At 38.5% G+C, this 22048-nt stretch carries 20 protein-coding genes; 10 read left to right on the forward strand and 10 right to left on the reverse strand.

The window, feature by feature from the left end:
• Positions 1-52: 52 nt before the first annotated feature.
• The 3 genes from VXS03_RS06655 to torT all read right to left on the reverse strand — a co-directional run bounded on the left by VXS03_RS06655 (position 53) and on the right by torT (position 2853).
• The gene (locus VXS03_RS06655; protein ID WP_327762746.1) at positions 53-1033 is read right to left on the reverse strand and encodes an alcohol dehydrogenase catalytic domain-containing protein; all 981 of its coding nucleotides are present in this window, start codon (positions 1031-1033) and stop codon (positions 53-55) included.
• Between the two features lie 133 nt (positions 1034-1166).
• On the reverse strand, positions 1167-1625 hold the full coding sequence (locus VXS03_RS06660; protein ID WP_327762747.1) for a methylglyoxal synthase: 459 nt from the start codon (positions 1623-1625) through the stop codon (positions 1167-1169).
• A 157-nt stretch (positions 1626-1782) separates the two neighbouring features.
• The gene (gene torT, locus VXS03_RS06665) at positions 1783-2853 is read right to left on the reverse strand and encodes a TMAO reductase system periplasmic protein TorT (protein WP_327762748.1); all 1071 of its coding nucleotides are present in this window, start codon (positions 2851-2853) and stop codon (positions 1783-1785) included.
• A 148-nt stretch (positions 2854-3001) separates the two neighbouring features.
• Here torT and torS point away from each other — a divergent pair, with 148 nt between their 5' ends.
• Positions 3002-5917, forward strand: coding sequence for a TMAO reductase system sensor histidine kinase/response regulator TorS (gene torS / locus VXS03_RS06670; protein WP_327762750.1), 2916 nt, complete (start codon positions 3002-3004; stop codon positions 5915-5917).
• A 58-nt stretch (positions 5918-5975) separates the two neighbouring features.
• Here torS and VXS03_RS06675 read toward each other — a convergent pair whose 3' ends face one another.
• Together VXS03_RS06675 and fusA are read right to left on the reverse strand one after the other, a co-directional pair.
• Positions 5976-6431, reverse strand: coding sequence for a GNAT family N-acetyltransferase (locus VXS03_RS06675; protein ID WP_327762751.1), 456 nt, complete (start codon positions 6429-6431; stop codon positions 5976-5978).
• A 132-nt stretch (positions 6432-6563) separates the two neighbouring features.
• The gene (gene fusA, locus VXS03_RS06680; RefSeq protein WP_327762753.1) at positions 6564-8651 is read right to left on the reverse strand and encodes an elongation factor G; all 2088 of its coding nucleotides are present in this window, start codon (positions 8649-8651) and stop codon (positions 6564-6566) included.
• A gap of 408 nt (positions 8652-9059) precedes the next feature.
• Here fusA and VXS03_RS06685 point away from each other — a divergent pair, with 408 nt between their 5' ends.
• From VXS03_RS06685 to VXS03_RS06695, 3 genes are all read left to right on the forward strand, one after another.
• Entirely contained in the window at positions 9060-9512 is a 453-nt protein-coding gene (locus tag VXS03_RS06685) for an RNA-binding S4 domain-containing protein (protein WP_327762755.1), read from the forward strand.
• A gap of 75 nt (positions 9513-9587) precedes the next feature.
• Positions 9588-10514, forward strand: a complete 927-nt coding sequence (locus VXS03_RS06690) for a M15 family metallopeptidase (protein ID WP_442957427.1) — start codon at positions 9588-9590, stop codon at positions 10512-10514.
• Between the two features lie 144 nt (positions 10515-10658).
• Positions 10659-11567 (forward strand): aldo/keto reductase, encoded by a 909-nt coding sequence (locus VXS03_RS06695; RefSeq protein ID WP_327762756.1) that lies wholly within the window; start codon positions 10659-10661, stop codon positions 11565-11567.
• A gap of 66 nt (positions 11568-11633) precedes the next feature.
• Here the strand turns inward: VXS03_RS06695 and VXS03_RS06700 are convergent, their stop codons facing one another.
• Positions 11634-12959, reverse strand: coding sequence for a rhodanese-like domain-containing protein (locus VXS03_RS06700; protein WP_327762758.1), 1326 nt, complete (start codon positions 12957-12959; stop codon positions 11634-11636).
• Between the two features lie 221 nt (positions 12960-13180).
• On the opposite strand from VXS03_RS06700, the gene VXS03_RS06705 reads away from it, so the two are divergent.
• Complete coding sequence (locus VXS03_RS06705; RefSeq protein ID WP_327762759.1) at positions 13181-14185, forward strand: META domain-containing protein; 1005 nt, start codon at positions 13181-13183, stop codon at positions 14183-14185.
• A 95-nt stretch (positions 14186-14280) separates the two neighbouring features.
• Here VXS03_RS06705 and mobB read toward each other — a convergent pair whose 3' ends face one another.
• On the reverse strand, positions 14281-14805 hold the full coding sequence (gene mobB, locus VXS03_RS06710) for a molybdopterin-guanine dinucleotide biosynthesis protein B (protein ID WP_327762760.1): 525 nt from the start codon (positions 14803-14805) through the stop codon (positions 14281-14283).
• 269 nt (positions 14806-15074) lie between these two features.
• Here mobB and VXS03_RS06715 point away from each other — a divergent pair, with 269 nt between their 5' ends.
• Both VXS03_RS06715 and VXS03_RS06720 read left to right on the forward strand, forming a co-directional pair.
• Positions 15075-15566: a hypothetical protein gene (locus VXS03_RS06715; RefSeq protein ID WP_327762761.1), complete on the forward strand. Its 492-nt coding sequence runs from the start codon at positions 15075-15077 to the stop codon at positions 15564-15566.
• Between the two features lie 96 nt (positions 15567-15662).
• Entirely contained in the window at positions 15663-16799 is a 1137-nt protein-coding gene (locus VXS03_RS06720; RefSeq protein ID WP_327762762.1) for an endonuclease/exonuclease/phosphatase family protein, read from the forward strand.
• A 44-nt stretch (positions 16800-16843) separates the two neighbouring features.
• Here VXS03_RS06720 and VXS03_RS06725 read toward each other — a convergent pair whose 3' ends face one another.
• Complete coding sequence (locus VXS03_RS06725) at positions 16844-17299, reverse strand: hypothetical protein (protein WP_327762763.1); 456 nt, start codon at positions 17297-17299, stop codon at positions 16844-16846.
• 157 nt (positions 17300-17456) lie between these two features.
• Entirely contained in the window at positions 17457-18077 is a 621-nt protein-coding gene (amrA, locus tag VXS03_RS06730; protein ID WP_327762764.1) for an AmmeMemoRadiSam system protein A, read from the reverse strand.
• 370 nt (positions 18078-18447) lie between these two features.
• Between amrA and VXS03_RS06735 the strand changes: the two genes are divergently transcribed.
• The 3 genes from VXS03_RS06735 (at position 18448) to VXS03_RS06745 (ending at position 21190) form a co-directional block, all read left to right on the forward strand.
• Complete coding sequence (locus tag VXS03_RS06735; RefSeq protein WP_327762766.1) at positions 18448-18765, forward strand: glutaredoxin domain-containing protein; 318 nt, start codon at positions 18448-18450, stop codon at positions 18763-18765.
• A 79-nt stretch (positions 18766-18844) separates the two neighbouring features.
• Positions 18845-19051, forward strand: a complete 207-nt coding sequence (locus tag VXS03_RS06740; protein WP_327762767.1) for a hypothetical protein — start codon at positions 18845-18847, stop codon at positions 19049-19051.
• 567 nt (positions 19052-19618) lie between these two features.
• The gene (locus VXS03_RS06745) at positions 19619-21190 is read left to right on the forward strand and encodes a BCCT family transporter (protein ID WP_327762768.1); all 1572 of its coding nucleotides are present in this window, start codon (positions 19619-19621) and stop codon (positions 21188-21190) included.
• 108 nt (positions 21191-21298) lie between these two features.
• On the opposite strand, the gene VXS03_RS06750 is transcribed toward VXS03_RS06745, so the two are convergent.
• A complete protein-coding gene (locus VXS03_RS06750) occupies positions 21299-22048 on the reverse strand; it encodes a 3'-5' exonuclease (RefSeq protein ID WP_327762769.1) in 750 nt (249 codons plus the stop codon).

Consider the following 22048-nt stretch of genomic DNA (forward strand, 5'->3'; position numbering starts at 1 on the left):
TTGTTATTATAGCAATAAATAGTACAGGGCTTTTTGTTGCTCAATTTTCACCTTATGAGCCGACGTGAACGACGATTTTACCTGAATGGGTATTGTTTTTTAGTTCTGTTAAGGCAACGGCAAGTTTATCAAAGGGAACGATTTTTTCGACCATGCTGTGTAAACGGCCATTAGCGACCCACTCGCTGAGGTTGTTTCCAATATCGGCTAGATGAGAAATGTGTTCAGGAGCGCCATGGGCATAGGTGCCATGAAGGGCGACCTCGTGAATGCTGAGGGCTTTAGTTGTGGCAAGCATTGGTACTTGGTCAAACTGATTCGCAACCATAACTATATGACCATTATAACGAATCAATGCACTCATTATGCTGCCTGACTTGGCCGAAATACAATCAATTACGCCATGCAATAATCTATCTTCTGTCAGGTTTATAAGCTCAAGTGCAACATTTTGTTGAGGACAAATAACCGCATCAATACCATAGCTGAGTAATCGAGCATGGTGTTGTCGTTCTGCAATTGCATAGACATGCGCGCCTGCAAGCTTGGCTAATTGTGCTGCAAATCCACCAACGCCACCTCCTGCTCCTGTGATTGCAATGTGCTGTCCTGCTGTAACTTGTAATTTATCATGTACTGCTATCCATGCACTGTATCCAGCACAGGGGAGAGCGGCAGCATCAGTAAATGATAATGTAACTGGAATGCGACTGACAGCAATAGCTTTTACACAGATATATTCAGCAAACCCACCAGCAGTACGGGGATCGGCAAAAAACATAACTCTATCATTTATATGAAAATGGTGAACATTTTCACCAACACTTTCAATGCTACCGGTAACATCTAATCCGATAATCTGTGGATAATTCCATGTTGCATACCCCCAATCGGTTAACTTGTAATCGATTGGATTTAATCCAACGGCAGCAACTTTGACGCAAATTTCATCTGCGGTTGGTACTGGTTTATTGGTAGTTGTGAGTGATAAGGCTTGAAGCCCATCTGGCTGTTGTAAAATCCACGCTTGCATAGGCGACTCCTTGAGGTACTACTTATAACCATATAATGAATTATTTTTTTTGCCTTAAATATTATGTCTAAATAATAAAAAGCCTTTGATAATAACAAAGGCTTATGATTGAAATAACAAAAGCTATTGATGCTTAATCAATGCGTTCTTTAAGGTAAGCATCATAGTCTGGAATTTCAATATCAATTTCTTTATCAAGTAATGGTGATGTAACAATAAAGTTAGCACTTGCACGGTTAGTTGCAACGGGAATATTCCACACAGCAGATATGCGTAATAATGCTTTCACATCAGGATCATGTGGTACTGCATTAAGTGGATCCCAAAAGAAGATCATGATATCAATTTTGCTTTGTGAAATTAATGCGCCCAGTTGTTGATCGCCACCCATAGGGCCACTGATTAAACAAGTGATTGGTAAGCCAGTTTCTTTTGCGAGTAGGTGCCCAGTAGTACCGGTTGCATAGAGTTCATGATTTGCTAACTTATGTTGGTGTTCTTTCACCCAACGCAGTAAAGCTGTTTTACAATTGTCATGAGCAACTAAGGCGATATTTTTTTTAGCTGCCATTTTGCGTGTTGTAGTGATCATGCTCTTCCTTTTTATCTCAAATTCATCTTGATGAAACGAGGTGACGATGTTTATAAGTAACAAAGACTAGGCATAGTGTAAATCAAATTAGACTAAAAGTTAGTGGTAGCCCATAAATTATTGATATTCATCTTTATAGGCACCATCTAAACATGACTTATCTACTGATATGATGATTATTAACGTAGAATGAAGGTCTAAACTCTGCTGGCGATAAAGAATCACTAATTACAGTGGCAGGTAAATATTGTGGTGTTAAATCAACAATTAATGGCGAAATATCCAGGACAACAGGTTTCTTCTCTAAGTAACGTACAGTTTGATCTATTGATAGTCGTGCTTGTTCAGCCATTTTATCGGTTGGTGCAAATAAAATTTTATTGCGGCGTAAACCACGATAAACACCATGACTAAGATAGGTCGAGATTATCTTTATATTGGTTATGTGGTTAGTCCGTAATTCACTGATCGCAACTTCAGCTGCGACTGCGCCACCGACAATATAATCAATGTTTTTATAGTCGGTAAATAATTGCTGTAATAGGTTTCGTTGGAGTTCTTTACTGTTATCACCCCATAAGGTCGTTATAATTTCGACATCACTATTGGCAATAGCAGCTTTAAAACCTTTAGTTACAGGTTTAGTTCCACCACGTAATTGTGGTCCTGGTAGCCAAGCAATGCGTACTTTACCAGAGCCTTTAGGATGGTGTTTTGCAAGGTAGGTTCCCGCGGCTTTGCCCATTTTATACCAATCGACACCAACTTTAGCTTTTACATGTTGACGAATATCAGGATCAGAAAAATCGATGTCATTGGTCATCAGAAAGACGGGAGTATTACCGATTAATTTAGAGAGTTTACCGTTATAAGCTTGAGCATCGACGGTGCCTAAAATAATGGCATCTGCCCCCCAATCACGGCAAGCAACGAGTTGGCTTTGTTGTTTATCAAGGTTGCTATAACCACCGGCTTCAAGCACTTTTAATGTAATACCAAGCTTTTTTGCTTGTTCAACCATTCCATAATTGATCGATAACCAATAAGAATCTTTTAAATGTGGGTACACTGCACATACTTTCCACGGTTTAGAAACTGAGGTTAAAAAAGAATATTGAATTTCTGTCGGTTTTTTATCCGTTTGAAAAGGGGGTTTATATGAGATCACCTCAAGCGCAGATGCGGATTGAGCAGAGAAAATCATTAACATAAAAAATAAAATGCGCATTGTTACCAACATTATTTAGGTCTAAAGCCATATCGCTGGCAAAATAGTACCGTTTTATTGTGTCTGGTGAAATAGCCAGTATCGAACAAGGCATATTTATGCTGATTATGAACTGTTCTAAACAAGATTTTTGAGATAGAGACTATTTATGACGTTTACCCGAAAAGGTATCGGAGCCAAACTGTTATTAGCCTTTTCTGCCATGGCTGGTTTAATGATCATCGCGGTGATGATTGGTGTGGCAGGCTTTTCGTTAGTTGCTAAAACCGAGCGTACTGTTATTAATTCTGCGGTACCTTCATTAGCGGAAGCGCGAAAATTATCAGATTTAAGCTCACGTATTATCTTTAATGCTCAAGTTCTTGCTAAATCGAAACTTGAATCAGAACGAATGCAGCAAGGGCGAGCATTGACTGTGCATATTGAGGCTTTAACCCGTAGCCTGCATGCACTTGAGCTGTATTCGTTTGATCAACCGCTAATGTTGAAATTAGAAGATGATGTAAAACGCATTGTTGATAATTTAGCTCTACTTGGATTACTTGTTGGTCGACAAATTGATTTGCAAAGTCAGCTCGATGAATTAATCGCAGTAATGACCAAAGCCACTCATCAAATTGACAGTTTGTCACAGTCGCAAGTTGCGAATGCTAATACTATTGCTGTCGCAAACGTGTCCCGTATTTATGATCTTGTTGCTGATAATAATAAACCTGCCGTTTATAACGCGTTAGATAGCTTGGTTGAAGTTGATATGGACTTATCTGAGCGTTTATTTGAGTTACGTTTTCTATCATTACAAGTGATTAATATGCTCGATGATTCTGAACGTATCATGGATATTAAATCGCTGGTGGCGCTAAAAAAACGGTTTAATAATGCGGTTAATATTATTAGTCATCGTGTAAAGTCTGTTGAAGATCCTAGTCGTTCAGCACAATTAATGAAACAAACGGCGAAACTTGAGCGTGGTAATGTACTGTTTGGTGTTAGTGAACAGCTTATTTATGCAAAACAAGATGTACAACGATTAGATCAACAGAACTTGGTCTTATTTCAAGAGTTAAATAGTACGGTAGATAATATTATTGCTGCCGCTAATACCAATACTCAACAGGCGGTTAAGCAGGTTGATCAAACATTGACGGTGGCGCGTAATACGCTGATCGTAATCTCTGGTATTGGCTTGCTCGCCTTAGTATTAATTATGTGGCGTATCGTTTATATTCGCGTTATTTGTCGCATTAACCGCTATAGCCGTGCTTTATTATCACTTGCGCGTGGTGACTTATGTATTCAGTTGGACGTTGATGGTGACGATGAGCTAGCACAAATGGGACGGGCTATTTTAGTGGCGCGTGATACCGCGAGTGAACGGCATCGCTTAGCTCAGGCTGAAGCTAAAATTCGTCAGGAATTACAGCAGCACAAGGCAAGTTTAGAACGGTTGGTTGCTAAACGAACGGGTGAGCTAGAGAGTATCAATAGTCGCCTCAATGAAGAAGTCTATAACCACTATAAAGCACGCGATGAAGCAGAAAAAGCAAACCGTGCAAAGTCTGCATTCTTAGCAACCATGAGTCATGAGATTAGAACCCCAATGAATGGCGTATTAGGTACGGCGTCATTATTGGCTGATACCACGTTAAGTACACAACAAAAACGCTATTTAGATGTGATTAACCGTAGTGGTGAAACTTTATTAGATATTCTAAATGACATTCTAGATTACTCTAAAATCGAAGCAGGACATTTAGATATAAGACCAAGTGATTTTGCTTTAAAACGTATGGTTGTTGATGTGTTTAATATGCTTCAAGGTCGTGCAATGGCAAAACGAATTGGGTTTGAATATCACATTGAACCTAATGCGGATGCGATTTGGTTTGGCGATGAAAGCCGTATTCGACAAGTGTTAGTCAACTTGGTTGGGAATGCGATTAAATTTACTGATAAAGGTAAAGTCACTATTAATGTTCAACTTCATCCTGATATGCCTGATGAAATACTATTTTCAGTGCAAGATACGGGGATTGGCATTGATGACAACGAACAGTCACTGCTATTTAGTGCCTTCCAACAAGCGGAAGCTGGCCGTAAATCAATTGAAGGTACAGGTTTAGGCTTGGCTATTAGTAAGCATATTGTTGCTGCAATGGATGGTGAAATTGGCGTTGATTCAATCGTGGGGGCGGGGAGTTGTTTTTGGTTCTCGTTACCATTAGAGCGTGGCCAAGTTGTTTTAAATACAGATATTGACCAAGTGCTAGTTCCTGCCGCGCACATTCTGTTAGTTGAAGATAATCCTGTAAATAGCATGGTTGCAGAAGGGTTTCTTAAACGGCTAGGGCATAGTGTTGTTATTGCAGAAGATGGGGCTCAAGCTGAACGGCTTTATCAAAATGAACAGTTTGATTTAGCGTTACTTGATATTAATTTACCCGATACCGATGGTGTAACTCTATTACATCAATTACGCCGTATTGATAGTCATCGTAAAGATACATGGCAAGAACCAACGCCGATGGTCGCTTTTTCTGCGCATGTATTTAGAGAAGAAGTTGAAATTTACTTAAATGCAGGGTTTGCAGGTTTCTTACCTAAGCCTTTAGTTGAGCAACAATTAATTGATACGATAAGCAGTATTTTAAAAGGAGATAAACGCGTGGTTATTGAGAAAGGTGCGGGTGAGGAAAAACCGCAATTTGTTGAGAATGATGAATTATTTCCATTAGTGAAAGAATCTGTTTTAGGTAGTGATTTACAAGTACTAGGCGAAGCGCAAGTAAAACAACTCATCAGCCTATTTGGTGATTCTGCCAGTAAGACACTTGCCATGTTGCACCAAGCAATTACCGATAATGATTTATCCAATGTGGCTAAGCAAGCCCATACATTGAAAGGCGCTGCTGGTACGATGGGGTTAATGCAGTTACATCAATTATGTTTAACGTTTGAGAAAGCAGCCCAAGAAGGCTCTATTGATGGGCTTGAGGTTGCACCATTACAGCAAGTGTTTGATGATTCTGTCGCGGCGTTAGCAACGACTTTTCTTAATGATTAATGGTTAGTAATGTAATCGTTATAATAAAAAAGAACGCTTCGACGTTCTTTTTTTATGCCTACAGATCCAATGTCATAAAAGTGCTATGAGGATCGGATTGATAATCAGCAAAGGGCGGGCATTCGATAAACCCATGCTTTGCATAAAGAGCGCGTGACGCAGCAAAGAAGTCCATAGATCCTGTCTCTAAACTTAATTGTTGGTAGCCCTGTGTTTTGGCATAAGAAATAATATGTTGGAGTAATTGTGATGCCACACCTTGGCCGCGAAATGTATCAGCAGTTCGCATTGATTTTATTTCAGCTGTGGTTGTATTTAAGCTCTTTATTGCGCCGCATCCTGCCAATTGATTTTGATGCCATATAGACCAAAAAGTCACACTCTGTTGTTGAAGTTCGGTTAGATCTAAGGCATGAACGCTTTCTGCTGGAGCGGTAGAATTCATATCTATCAAGTGTGCTTGTAATAACGCTTGTATGGCGTGTCCTTGCAAGTCATCAATAATAATATTCATATATATTGTCATTAATAAAAGCATCACTTTACGTTCAAACGGGGGTTTTATCTAGTTATTTTAGCGGTAATAAAAAATAACCCCGAGAACAAAGTCCTCGGGGTTAATGTATCACTTAGAGTAATTTAAAAATTACTTCTTAGCGTTACGTTCTTTCTGCTCAGCGATAACTTTTTCAGAAACGTTAGCAGGACATGGTGCGTAGTGTGAGAACTCCATAGAGAACTGACCACGACCAGAAGTCATAGTACGTAGAGTACCGATGTAACCAAACATTTCTGAAAGTGGTACGTCAGCTTTAATACGAGAACCAGTTACGCCAGCGATCTGGTCTTTGATCATGCCACGACGACGGTTAAGGTCACCGATAACATCACCAACGTGATCTTCTGGAGTAAATACGTCAACGTTCATGATTGGCTCAAGAAGTTGCGCACCAGCTTTAGGCATAGATTGACGGAATGCGCCTTTCGCTGCGATTTCAAATGCTACTGCAGATGAATCGACTGCGTGGAATGCACCATCAAGAAGTTCGATTTCAACGTCAAGAACAGGGAAACCAGCTAGAACACCAGTATCCATCATGCCCTTGAAGCCTTTCTCGATTGCAGGCCAGAATTCTTTAGGAACGTTACCACCAATTACTGATGATGTGAACGTAAAGCCTGAACCTACTTCGCCTGGTTTCATGATGTAGTCGATCTTACCGAACTGACCAGAACCACCAGATTGCTTCTTATGCGTGTAGCTATCTTCAACTGGCTTCGTGATTGTTTCACGGTAAGCTACTTGAGGTTGACCAACAATTAGGTCTACGCCGTATGTACGCTTAAGGATATCAACCTTAATGTCTAGGTGAAGTTCACCCATACCTTTAAGGATTGTTTCGCCAGTTTCTTCGTCAGTTTCAACTTGGAAAGATGGATCTTCTGCAACCATTTTACCGATCGCGATACCCATTTTCTCAGAACCGCCTTTATCTTTAGGCGTTACAGCAATCGAGATTACTGGAGTTGGGAAGATCATTGGCTCAAGAGTACACTCGTGCTTAACATCACAAAGAGTGTGACCAGTTTGAACGTTCTTCATACCAACGATAGCGATGATATCACCAGCTTGTGCTGAAGTAAGTTCGTTACGATCGTTCGCTTGCATCTCAACCATACGGCCGATACGCTCAGTTTTACCTGTAGCAGAGTTAAGGATGGTGTCACCCTTGTTTAGCTTACCAGAGTAAATACGAACGAATGTTAGAGCACCAAAACGGTCATCCATGATTTTGAATGCTAGCGCTTTGAATGGTTCGTCAACAGATACAGTTGCAACTTCACCAGTTGGTTCACCAGTTTCTGGATCAGTTAACGGCTGTGGGTCTACTTCTGTTGGAGAAGGTAGGTAATCAATTACCGCATCAAGAACAAGTTGCATACCCTTGTTTTTGAATGCTGAACCACAGAACGTTGGGAAGAAAGTACAAGTACGAGTACCAGCACGGATACAACGCTTGATGTCAGCGATAGAAGGCTCTTCACCTTCCATGTAAGCTTCTAGAAGATCGTCGTCTTGCTCAAGAGCAGTTTCGATCATTTCTTCACGGTAAGCTTCAACGTCGTCAACCATGTCTTCAGGAACAGGTAGAACTTCGAAGTTCTCTGGAAGACCTGAGTCATCCCATACGAATGCTTGACGGTTTAGAACGTCAACAACACCAACGAAATCATCTTCACGACCGATTGGAAGTGTCATGATTAGTGGAGTAGCGCCTAGTACCTTCTTAACTTGATCTGTAACGCGGAAGAAATCTGCGCCCATACGGTCTAGTTTGTTAACGAAGATGATACGAGCAACTTCTGATTCGTTCGCGTAACGCCAGTTAGTTTCTGATTGTGGTTCAACACCACCAGAACCACAGAATACACCGATGCCGCCATCAAGTACTTTAAGAGAACGGTAAACTTCAACTGTGAAGTCAACGTGTCCCGGAGTATCGATAACGTTAAAACGGTGATCTTTCCAGAAACAGCTTACTGCTGCAGACTGGATAGTAATACCGCGCTCAGCTTCCTGTTCCATGAAGTCAGTTGTTGACTCACCGTCATGAACTTCACCAATCTTGTGGATTTGGCCAGTTAGCTTAAGGATACGCTCTGTTGTAGTAGTTTTGCCCGCATCAACGTGCGCGAAAATACCAATGTTTCTGTATTTAGATAAATCTGTCATTGTTTTTCTCTATAAACAATTACTGTCACATGTGAGGTCGCGGATTATAGCACTACTTGTGCTAATCAGAACATAGTCATGTGTAATAAAATAGTTATTCGCTTGCTTTTTGCCCTAGGTAGCATACCTGTTGACGAAGATCCGAGCAAATAACGGTGATAAAAACCAAGATTAGTCGAGGTTAGTTATTATTGTAAGTCCATTAAAGGATATTTTAGTGATATTTTAAGGTCACAATGTTGAATATGTGTTGTTATGAGGTGTCCATAAAAATGGACAAAACTGATTTTTTAACAGGTTAGACGTTAAAAAATAGTAAGTCAGTTGGAATTTGTCATTTGTTTCACTTTCTGTTTGTTAGTGAGGTAGAATTCAACTAAGTCCTGTTTTGTTATTTGAGTGTGCAAGATGTCTGAAGAAATAGAAGTAGAAGCACTGGAAGTGGAAGTTTCAGTTCAACCGATTGAACTGTATAAAGTGCTAAAGATTGCCAATTTAGTGAGTGGTGGTGGTGAAGCAAAGTATGCCATTTCTGATGGTTATGTTGCTGTTAATGGTGAAATTGAATTACGTAAGCGCTGTAAAATCTATGATGGTGACGTGATTGAGTTTAACGGTGAGTATTTTGTGGTTATTTGTGACCAACCAGTACAAGAAGCCGTACCCCGCGATCAGCAAGCAACCAAAGTAACCCCTGCAGCAAAAGCGCCTAAAAAAGATAAAAAAGTACCAGCAGCAAAAGCAAAGAAAAATAAATCGGCACCAGCGACCAGTAAAAACCGCTCTGTAACCAAAAAAGAAGCACTAAAAACAGAGAATAAAGCAGACACTGCAACTGGACGTAAGCCAATAAGCTTTTAGATGATGAATTAAATGACAGAGGCGTGCGATTGCACGTCTTTTTTATTACTATTTTTTGAGATAGGACGAATTAGGATGATAACTGCTTCTCGTAATATGTGGGTTTCGTTATTTTTGTTTTCTGCTGGTGCTGTGACATTACCCGTTAATGCTGCTCAAATTAGTATGTTATCAACAGGAGAGTGCCAACTAATGACCAAAGCTGGCGTTATTTCGGCAACAGCGCCTGTGCCATGTCAACGATTGAGAAAAGTTACCTTTAATTACCGTGATTTTGCAGGTAAAGCACATACCAATGGAAAGTTAGTGGTAATGGATGCCGTAGCACCTTATGTGGGGAAAATTTTTGATGAATTATATAAAGAAGGGTTTCCTATTCATAAAGCAGTACCCATTGAAATGTATGACGGTGATGATACCCGTTCGATGACGGCTAATAATACTTCAGCATTTAATTACCGCCCGGTCGCCGGTAGCAATAGTTTATCGTTGCATGCCTATGGGGCGGCAATAGACATTAACCCATTACAAAATCCATTTGTGACTTTTGGTAGTAATGGCAATGTTAAATTTAGCCCAGTACAAGGGACGCGTTATGCAAATCGAGCTCAATATCGGTTTGGTAAACCAGACAGTCGAGGTATGGCTGAAACTGTGATTACAATCTTTGCTCGTCATGGTTTTCAATATTGGGGTGGTTTTTGGGATTCACCGATTGATTATCAGCATTTTCAATTGACCAAAGATATGGCGTTAACCATGAGTAAAATGACGCCAGCTCAAGCGACATTGTTTTTTCAACGTTATGTTGCTTGGTATGACAGCTGTAGCAAGATGTACCCAACAGCATATAGCCACTATAAATTTAACGATTACGCCGAATACCTAAAGCATCAGTTATCTGTTAAGTCATTGCATACGGCTTATAGTGCCAACCCTCAACGGGTAATGGATGCAATTAAACTTCAGCCTGTACGTTCAGCTATTTGTGTAAAGCGTTAGTTGGCAAGGGGTTTATTGATAAGTTGTAATCTAAGTCATAGTTTTTAGTCTGCATACTTTGTTTTTAATTAATTCATTTGCGGCAATGATTTGAGGCTCTTAGGATGGTGAGTAATTCGTTTTACTCTTACAAAGGATGGTTCAATGGTTAGCCAAGTCACAATGGTTGCACAGCAATTACAATTTTCAGAGTTAGTGCAAGGCTATTGGCGTTTAGCTGAGTGGGGCATGACTGCGCAACAACGATTGGCTTTTATAGAGCAGCACCTTGAATTAGGGATCACGACGGTTGATCATGCTGATATTTATGGTGGTTACCAATGTGAGGCATTATTTGGAGAAGCGTTAGCGTTACAACCAAGCCTACGTCAGCAACTACAATTGGTGACAAAGTGTGATATTAATTTATGCAATGCTAAATACCCTCAACGTCAAATTAATCATTACGATACCAGTAAGCAGCATATTGTTGAGTCTGTAAATAACTCACTGGCAAACTTGCGCGTTGAAAATATTGACTTGTTATTAATTCACCGCCCAGATTTACTAATGGATGCTGATGAAGTTGCTTTCGCTTTTGCTGAATTAAAACAACAAGGAAAAGTGAATCATTTTGGGGTGTCGAATTTTTCACCTGCACAATTTGAGTTATTGCAATCTCGTTTAGAGCAGCCGCTGGTTACCAATCAAGTTGAAATTAATCCACTTAATTTTGAAGTCGCACGTGATGGTACGCTTGATCACTTACAAATGAAGCGCATCCATCCAATGGCATGGTCATGCTTAGCTGGAGGGGATATTTTCTCTGGTCGCTCTGAGCAACATGTTCGTGTACGTGAAACCTTAAGTGAAATAGCCACTGAAATCGGTGCTGATAGTCTTGATCAAGTCATTTATGCTTGGATCAGATGCCTACCATCAAAACCATTAGCGATTATAGGTTCGGGAAATATTGAACGTGTAAGATCAGCTGTTGCAGCCCTTGATTTTTCATTGTCACGAGAGCAGTTTTACCGAGTATGGGTAGCTGCAAAAGGTCACGGTGTGCCATAACAGAATGTAAAAATGGCAGCTGCTATCGTGAATTAGGATCGAGATAGCTTGCTGCCATTGGTGTTGTTAGTGCACGTGAGCGGGTGTTATCGTCCCATCCGTTATAGGGTTATTTTTATTGGCACTCCATTGGTACCAACCACCATCGTATACACTGATATTCTTCCAACCGAGAACATGCGCGAAAAAGAAGGCTTCTGATGCTCGCCAGCCAGTACCACAGAAAAATGCCACATCTTGATGCGGTTTAATATTCCATTTAGCCCATTGTGCTGTAATTTCATTACCGCTTTTCATTGTTTGATCTGGGTTAAGAAAATCTTGCATATGGTAAGAATCAGAACCTGCGTGTCCCCATTTTGCACCCTCAATACGTCCTTTAGGCTTAATATAATCATAACCACTGGTCTCGCCAATATATTCAGGCCAGGTACGAATACTGACAACGGATTGTTTATCTGCTGGCATTTTTAATAACGATTTTACTTGAGCCGTATCAATTATATATTGAGGATTCGCTGGAATTGGTTTGCCAAATGGTACGGGTTTTGTATTGTAATTAGGTAAGTTTTCTGTGGGGTAATCAGCATTATCCCATGCAGTCCAGCCGCCATTTAATAAGCGTACATCTTTAACGCCAGCATACATTAAGAAGTTTGCAAAACGTGCTGCTGACATATTGTTGCGAGCATAGAGAATAACGGTCGTGTTATATCGAATACCAAGATTAGCAATGACTTTGGCTAATGCAGCATTGCTGACTTTATTCCACCAAGGTTCTGATTCAATACTATTGGTATTAACGTACAGTGAGCCTGGAATATGGTCGAGTAAATATTTCGCTGGTGGTCCCCACTCAACTTCAATCACTTTATAACCATGTGTTGGTGCATAACGAGGATGTTTATTATTGATTAGTGCATATAGCCATGATGCGGGCACTAATTGCTGAAAATTAGGTAAGGCGCTGAGTTGACCATGATAGAGGTTTAATGGTTGCTCAATCGTTGTGACTGAATGATAACCTTGTGCTTTTAAGGCTGTTGTGAGTTGTTGGGCTTTGTCTGTTGCACAATATAAGTAAGTTGGAAGTGTTGATTTAAGATGCTTGTCGTGCAGCAGTGCTTGAAACGCTGAAGTATCTAATGTTTTTAACCAGCTAGCATCAATATTAACCGCTCCTGCAATATGACCACCATGTTGTTGTTGCGGCTCAGGCCAGCCGTTGTAAAAATTACTGTTACGGCAATCAATAATTTGCAATGGTACATGATGTGCTTGCTGTTGAGCTAGTTGCTCAAATGTGGCAGTCGTAGGTGATACAGAGGACGCAGCAAATAGGGTTCCAGATGTCAATAATAGCGCGACCATAGCTGTTGTTTTAATAAGCATAATTAAATCAAATCACCTCAGTGATAGTTAAAAGCAAGCGCGCATTTTAACTTTTTCAAAATGTAATACAATTGGATTCCACTATTTTTTAAGTGGCTTACTATGAGTAATCTTTAAATAAGTGCCATATCAGTATTTATTGAGGAACTATTGCTATGATTCTATGTCTGAAATGTATTACGTCATGAGATATTAATTTGAAGCATTAATAAGGAATATATATGAAACGTTTGCTCTCTGCATTTATAAGCTTATTAACGATTTATAGTTCAACGTTAATGGCAGCAGAGATGACAACAATAACCCCTGATGCAAGTTCACCTGCCTCCTCGAGCTTGATATTAACGTCAAAAACATCTTCTTTAACGGCAACGGCTCATTCATTCGATTATTCATTATCAGCATTACAACAGGCCTATTATCGTGGAATAGATGGTATTGATAGTACTATTCATTTGCAACAAGGCTTATGGGCTGGCGATCCTTATCAACCAGGGGGAAACGTCATGCCACAAGTGATGTTATTAGGTGATTTAAAAGCGATTGGTGCGTTAAATTCCCATAATAATCCAATGGCGGTAGTTTTGTTAAATTATTCTCCTGGTGGTAGTGGGCAATTTTTATATTTGGCTGTAATGGCGTATCAACAAGGTAAACTCGTTAATCTGGTGACTCAATATGTTGGAGATAGAGTACGAGTTAAAGATTTAGCGATTAAAAATCATACTATAATCTTAGATGTTATTCAGGCAGGAGAACACGATCCTGCTTGCTGCCCTGGGGATGTTGCTCGACATATTTGGCGCTTTAACCACAATAAATTGATTGAAGTTCCAAGTAATCAAGCCATTGTTAGATTAACTCCAGCAATATTAGCTAATACGGATTGGCGTCTTGAAAGTTGGCGCTATGGTGATCCTGTCACTGACGGCAGTAAAATTAGCTTACGTTATATTAATGGCCATTTTGTTGGTATGGTTGACTGTAATAATTATACCGTGACGGTGAATGCATTGTTGCGACCAGGATTTATTGATGTATTAGAACAGCATGCTGCAATTACGGATCGTCAGTGTGATGATCCTTTATCAGTACATCGTCAAAAACGTTATTTTGAACAGTTAGCTAATGTGACTCAGTTTACGTATTTTGCAGGAAAATTAGCGCTCACTTATCGGCATGATAATCAAGTTGGAGTCATGATATTCACCGCGGAAAAAATATGATAACAGTACTTATTCAACAATGATTGATTTGATATAAAAATACCGCCACTTAGCCCTCTAAGTGGCGGTATTTTTATATCAACATTATTTTGTGACTATTGTGCTAACCATTCAATAATAAACTGGTAAATATTTTGAGGATTATTTAAATCTAGTTGTGGTAATGAACAATTTTCCGGTGCAGGCTGATCACTGGCAAAAGCTAAAATAGTGTTGTCAGTTGGGTAGAGTAATGGTTTTCCATAGCTTGGACGATGAATTTCTATTTTTGGAAAAGGTTGGTCACGAAAGCCTTCAATTAAAACAAGATCTAGTAGGTCATGATTAAGCTGGCTTAAACAATGATTTAATTCAGGATCTTGGCGTTCTGCTTGTGGATATTCAAAATACAGCATGTGGCGAGATTTAGTGGCAAGCAAGGTTTGGCTGCAGCCGGCATGACGTAAACGGTAGCTATCTTTTCCCGGTGTATCTGGGTCAATATCATGATGACTGTGTTTAAGTAGTCCAATTCGTAAGTTGTGTTGTTTAAAAAGAGGGATCAGTTGTTCAAGAAGTGTCGTCTTTCCTGAGCCACTAAAACCAGCGAAACCAAGTATAGGTGTAGGAGATGTAATCATTATGAGACCCGTTGATATTGATTCTTTTGCTATTATATACCTAACAAAAGTGAACACCTATCTACAGTGTGTATTTATTGATATATAAGGGATTTATTTAAATAGACTCAATTTATTACTGGTTGCATAAAAAACAATATACCTCTTCATTGGTAATTATTATGTAACTGTCTACATTTAATTTGTATTGAGTTTGTTGTCAGTAATAAGTACTACAAAAAATCATAAATGCGACAATTAATATAATATTTCCTAAGCGGGAGTGTGTAATGTGGGCGACGTTAGATTTTGAAGCATCAGGACTCTCCGAATTTTCTTATCCAATAGAGGTTGGCTATTCATTACCAAGTGGTATCGATGATAGCTTATTAATTAATCCGTTATCAGCGAGTGATGAGTGGGTGCATTGGGATACTTTTTCGGAATTACACATTCATGGCATTACACGCGATGAACTAGAACGAGATGGCAAACAAGTTGTCGATGTTTGCCAACATCTTAATACAGTTTTAGGGCAATATGAGTTGGTGTTTTGTGATAGTGAATGGGATTTATTTTGGTTAGGTAGGTTGTATCATGCTGCCCATATGCGGCCATCATTTATGTTGACGGAAATATGTTGTTGGTTAAAACAACATAATGGTATTGACCGTACCTACTTCCAATTAGCTCTAGAACGGCAAGGACCTGTTAAACATCGAGCACGTTATGACGCTAAACAGATTCGATTAGCACTTAATACTGTTATCGGTAATCGGTAGTATTTTATATTTATAAATCCTGTGTTTATTATTGGCGCTATAGTCAATGCCGATTACAATGTTTGATATAAAAGCATATGTATATGAGAATTTTGAGTGAAATCTGTGTTTAGTCATCATCAATCACTACGTGTGGCGATGTTTAATATTTCAATGTCAGATAGTGAACAGGGCAAAATATTAGCATTAACAATGAACCCTAATATTACTCGTTTGCAACGTCTTGCGGCCATTATTCAGCATGCTGCGCCTGATGTTATATTGCTGTGTGAGTTTGATCATCCTGGTGATGGTGGAGATGATGGTGCTTTAGCGTATTTCTGTGATAATTATTTAGCCATTTCTCAATATGGCCAAAAGCCTATTGAGTATCCATACCGTTTGTGCCCAGCAACCAATACAGGGTTATTCACCGATGTTGATCTCAATAATGACGGCATAATTTCATTACCAGCAGATGGAATGGGGTTTGGTAATTTTCATGGTAATTTTGGTTTTGTATTATTATCAAAATACCCAATTCAAGATAATAATATACGTTCATGGCAACATTTATTATGGAATTCGATGCCAAATACATTGATTCCACACGACTTTTATACGCCTGAAGCGGTAAATATATTACGGTTATCATCTAAAAATCATCTCAGTGTGCCAATACAAATTGAACAACAAGTGATAAACCTTGTGTGTTGCCATCCTACGCCGCCTGTTTTTGATGGACCTGAACGCCGTAATGCGAAACGTAATCATGATGAAATCCAATTAATTTGTGATCTTATTGATAATGCCGATTATTTAAAAGATGACACTGGTATTGCTGGTGGATTGCATATCGAGCAACCTTTTGTCGTATTAGGTGATTTAAATGCGGATGTGGTTGATGGTGACGGTTTAAAAAAAACAATTAAACAATTACTTAATCATCCACGAATTCATCAGCAGGTAAGTCATGGGTCATTGACTCCGAAAAGTTGTGGTGGATATGAGTATCGTCCGTGGCAGCGACGTAAAGGGCGTAATAGTGAATGGACGCATTTAGGTGGAATGCGTTTAGATTATGTTTTGCCATCGTCTAATTTAACGGTTTTAAATAGTGGCGTATTTTGGCCTGAAAAAGATCATCCACTACGGCACTTAGTGCTGGATGATAAAAGGCGAGAAAAGCCAACAGCAGGATCTGATCACCGATTGGTTTGGGTAGATATAAAACTGACTGAGCCGTTATTATAATAATAAAAGTGGAACAATTGCGACTGTTCCACTTTAAGTTTGCATTACTTATTGGTATCAGCAGATTTCTTTGCCCAAATTTCAAGTTTGGCTTTTTTTGTTACACCCGCTAAATTTAGTGTCGTATTGCCGACACTACTATATGTCAAATCAATTGATTTTATTTTATTCTGATCTCGATCTAGTTTCATTGCGCGCGTCGAGCTATTTTTAGTCAGTAGGCCTAATGTTGACAGTTTTTGAACATGCCCATTGGCATAATTAACTTGAATAGAATCTATTTGTACCGAGCCTTGGATACAAGTTAATTTAAGAGAATCATAATGGTTAGAACCAAATAATGAATTAGGTGTTATTTTGTCGGTATCTGTTTGAAAATTAGCTGTTTTAGTTGCTAACTTAACCCAGCCGTTATCGGTTTCTTTTGGGGTGGTGTTACAACCAACCAATGTTATTAGTAAAATAAAGCCAGTTAAAAATGGATATAAAAATTTACGCATAAAACCCCATTAAAGTAATAATAAAATACATGGTGTATTTTTAATTAAAGTTGAAATTACGTAAAGTATGCCATTTTTCATGAGTTAAATGTTATAGAAATGATAAAATGACTAAATATTTTAGTCATTTTATATTGATGGTATTTTAAGTTATTCGTTAAAAATATTTACCACGGATAGTATTAAAGTTTTCTTTAAGTGCGCAGGTAGTGAATGTTTTAATCACCATAGTGTCAGACCAATAATTTGCGGGCCATCCTGCTTTCTGTTTAAGTAATTGTATAAATTGAGGGGTTGATAGTCCTCGACGCCAAGCACTCGGTAATACAACTGTCTGTACATGTCTATCAGTCAGTAGGACACCTTGCTTGTTGTGCGATAAATATTCGGCTAATTCTGCTTCAGTATTGAATGGCTGTATAATTAACGGTGATAGTACTTCTACTTCAATACTTAAATCATCAAGTTGATCTTCTGCTAGAGGCATAAAGCGACGATCTTCATAAGCGCTTCCAATGGCTTTGTTGTGCATTTCTAAGATTAATGGTTTTGTTGCAATCGTTGAGCCAATACAACCTTGTAGCTGGCCATTGACTTCTAATGTCACAAAGCATGCTGCTGGCTGCAGCATTTTACGTGTGTAATGTTCAAGTTTAGGTGCTGACGTTGAAATTGCTTTTTCTGAAAAATGACCTCGAATAGCGTCACGGGCAATATCTAATAGCTGCGTTAGTTCACCTTTATTGTATGTTTGATGTGTGACAGCTGAAATATCCACCAGTGTTCTCCTTTTTGAATCTATGAATTATCAATACATCCGTATATAAATAATGAATGACGAAAATGTGTATTTATAAAATATTAGCAGTGATAAAAAATGTTTTATGGGCAATAACTTATTTTTATATTTGATTAATATCATCTATTTTTACTGATTATTCAATATGTACTGAAGTAAAAAGTGTTAACTTGTTTGTCAAACTTATACTGTGTGTAAGTTTTCTATCTGAACATTATTAAATCACTATAATTGAGTGATATTTGTGCTTTTTTGATTGTTTTTAGGCTTGTACTGTTTATAGGTTTTACTCGTAACGTAGATTGTTTTATCGTTAATGCCATTTTTAATACTGAAGATAAATGAGTTTATGAATAGCGACCACGGTTTGACGATTGAACAATTATGTGAATACCAAAATGTAATCATTACTCAGCCTAATTGTCCATATTGTGTAAAAGCAAAATTATTACTGGATAAGTTGGGTACTGAATATACAACATTAGTATTGGGGCAAGAGTTAACAAAGACTGTCATGGTAGATTTTATTCAACATGTAGCTAATGTTAATGTTCGTACGGTACCACAAATTATTTTAGATGGTCACTACATTGGTGGTCATGACGATTTAGTTGCTTTTCTTGATCGTCAGGTAGATAAGACAAGCTTTGATGATTTTGAGTTATAAGATTAACATCATATAGTTATCAAACAAGGGGGGAGAAAGCTTCCCCCTTTTTTATATTAATTTTAATTAGAGACAGACGATGAAATTGGATTTTTCACAATTAAATAAACAAACTAAACAGTCATTTAGCGATCAACATGCAGTGATAAAAAAGGTCATGCAAGGTAAGGTTGTTGCTTGTGAACAATGTCGACAACCGTTAGTTCTTATTACACCAGAACAAAGTGAAAAACCGGGTATTGGTTGTTCAAAAGGATGTACGTTTATCTCGCTTGAGTTTGCTTAAGCGTTAATATCATTTACTAACACCCCTTTTTTTGATTAAAAAACAGTCTATATTGATTGATTTTTGAAAACTTACTAATTAATTATATGTCGTTTTTAGGTCGTCTTCTTCTACCAATAAGCTTTATTATTTACCCTAAAAGCAATCGGTCAATAATGGGCTTATTCATTTTTATAAAATAGTAAGTTAACACTTATATTCTTTGTTTATTTGTATTGATAATGGTTTCTTTTATTTTTAGTGTGTATTGCTTCTAATTTATTGATTAAAAACAATAAAGCTAAATTTAATTTACTATAACCACATATAAAAAGTAGTTAAAAATTTCAAATGGACTAAAGTTGTAGCAATAGATAGTTAGAGTACAAATGAAAAAATATTCATGGTGATTAAAAGTAACTTATTTCACCGCTATATTTTAGGCTTAAAATCAGCCATTTTAGGCTATTTGGTTGTTTTGTCTCTCTATTGACAGTTCTTGTCTACTAGTGGTTATATAATGGCGCTTTGATTTTTATTTACATGACTAAATATTATGGTTGGGGCGATATCTAACAGGATGTAATAATGAGTAAACACGATAAATATAGTATAAATAATACGGATTACACGATTGGCCAAGATAATGTCCAAAAGTGGGGATTCGATGTACATAACGCCGTTTTTGGTGTCAGTGCTGGACTAATAATCATTTTTTTAGTTGCGATTTTAATCTCAGATCCAGCAACCGCAAAAGCAACTTTGGACAGTGTAAAAAGTGCCATTGTTAACCAATTCGCCTCTTTATTTCTTTGGGCTGGTAATTTCTTTGTCTTCTTTTGTTTAGCATTAATCGTTTCACCGTACGGTCGTATTCGTTTAGGCGGTAAAGATGCCGAAGCTGAACATACAACATTATCATGGTTATCAATGCTATTTGCCGCAGGTATGGGTATTGGCTTGATGTTTTGGAGTGTGGCTGAACCTGCTGCATATTTCACAGGTTGGGGCGGTTCTACACCTTTGAACGTTACCCCTGAAACACCTGAAGCATTTAAAGTAGCGATGGGTGCAACCATGTACCATTGGGGTCTCCACCCTTGGGCTATTTATGGTGTTGTTGCTTTATCAATGGCATATTTTGCTTACAATAAGGGATTACCGCTTTCTATTCGCTCTGTGTTTTACCCTATTCTTGGTGATCGCACTTGGGGTTGGGCTGGCCACATCATCGATATTCTTGCTGTATTGGCAACACTATTTGGTTTAGCGACTTCATTAGGCTTAGGCGCACAACAAGCGGCAAGTGGTATTAATCATGTATTTGGTACTCATGGCGGTTTAGAGCTGCAAATTGGCATTATCATTGTTGTTACTTGCGTCGCTATTTTTTCTGTAGCGAAAGGTATCGATTCGGGTGTTAAATTACTCAGTAACATTAATATGATGGTTGCGGTTGTCTTATTAATATTTGTTGCGCTGGTTGGTTTTGCTATTTCTATTGATACGATTCCTAAAACAGTAATGGGATACATTGAAAACTTTATTCCGCTAAGTAATCCTTATGATCGTACTGATGAAAAATGGATGCATGCTTGGACGGTTGTTTATTGGGCTTGGTGGATTTCATGGTCACCATTTGTCGGTTCATTTATTGCGCGTATTTCAAAAGGTCGTACTGTTCGTGAATTCTTAATTGCAGTATTAATTATTCCAACATTAGTAACGATTGTTTGGATGTCAGTATTTGGTGGCCAAGCTATTCACCAAATTATGGATCATATCGGTACATTAGGTACTAAAGGTATTACTCAAGTACCATTAGCGATGTTTGAAATGTACGATGCATTACCATTTGGTACTATTTTATCGTTCATTTCAGTGATTCTAATTTTGGTGTTCTTTGTAACATCGTCAGATTCAGGATCATTGGTAATCGATAGCATTACCGCAGGTGGTAAAGTTGATAACCCTGTCGCTCAACGTATTTTCTGGGCAGCGGTTGAAGGTGTTATTGCTATTGCTTTGTTATGGGTCGGTGGTACACAAGCCATTGAAGCATTACAAGCCGGTACGATTTCGACAGCATTACCGTTTACGTTTATTTTATTACTTATGTGTGTCAGCTTATTGATGGGCTTTAGGACTGAACGTAAATAATCGTTGCGTTTATTTACTGTAATAAAGTTAATGTTATAAAAAAGCAGCCATTCAGAATATTTACTGAATGGCTGCTTTTTTATGGAAATAGAGTAGAGGGCGTGTTGTTTATTCCCAAAGGTAGCCAATAGGAGTCTCGGGTGTAAAATGATAAGCTATCTGTGCTTGAAGTAATTCAGCCGTAGCTAAAGAATCGGTTAGCGCATGATGTGGTTGATAGGCGGGAAGACCATAACGGGAACGACATTTTCCTAGCCTTACTGAACCGGGACGTTTTCCTTTTAATCTATTCCATAAACCACTAATTTGTTGCTGTTGAATGGTCGCTTCAATCGCTAGAGTATCTACAACTGGAAATTGAATTCCTTCACCTAAGCGAATTTTTAAGGCGCGATCCATAAACTGACGTTCGATACTTTTATAATGAACGACAACGACTTTACCGGCTAAGGCGTCAAGTACTGATTCAAGAATACGACGTAAATCAGGTGCTTGTTGAACATCAGAATGCGTAATACCATGAATAACGACAGAGTCTTCTTCTAATTTTACCTTTGGCTTTACCACCCAGTGTTGCGATTGACGGCAGTAAATACGGTGTAAATCAAAGGGAACTAATCCGACACTGACAATATCATCAATTTCTGAATTGAGTCCTGTTGTTTCAAAATCGAGAGCGACAAAAGACACGTCACTCAGAGGGGTGTTTTCAGAGATAATACCAGCCTGATAATAAGACTTTATACGGCTATCTTGTGCTTCTTGCGCTAACGTTTTAAAACGTAAATGCCAGTCTAGTACTGGCGTATTACGAGTGAAGTGCGCAGAAACAGGTTGTTTTGATCCGTGATGAAACAT

This window comes from Photobacterium sp. S4TG1, from assembly GCF_036040035.1.
Taxonomy (GTDB): domain Bacteria; phylum Pseudomonadota; class Gammaproteobacteria; order Enterobacterales; family Vibrionaceae; genus Photobacterium.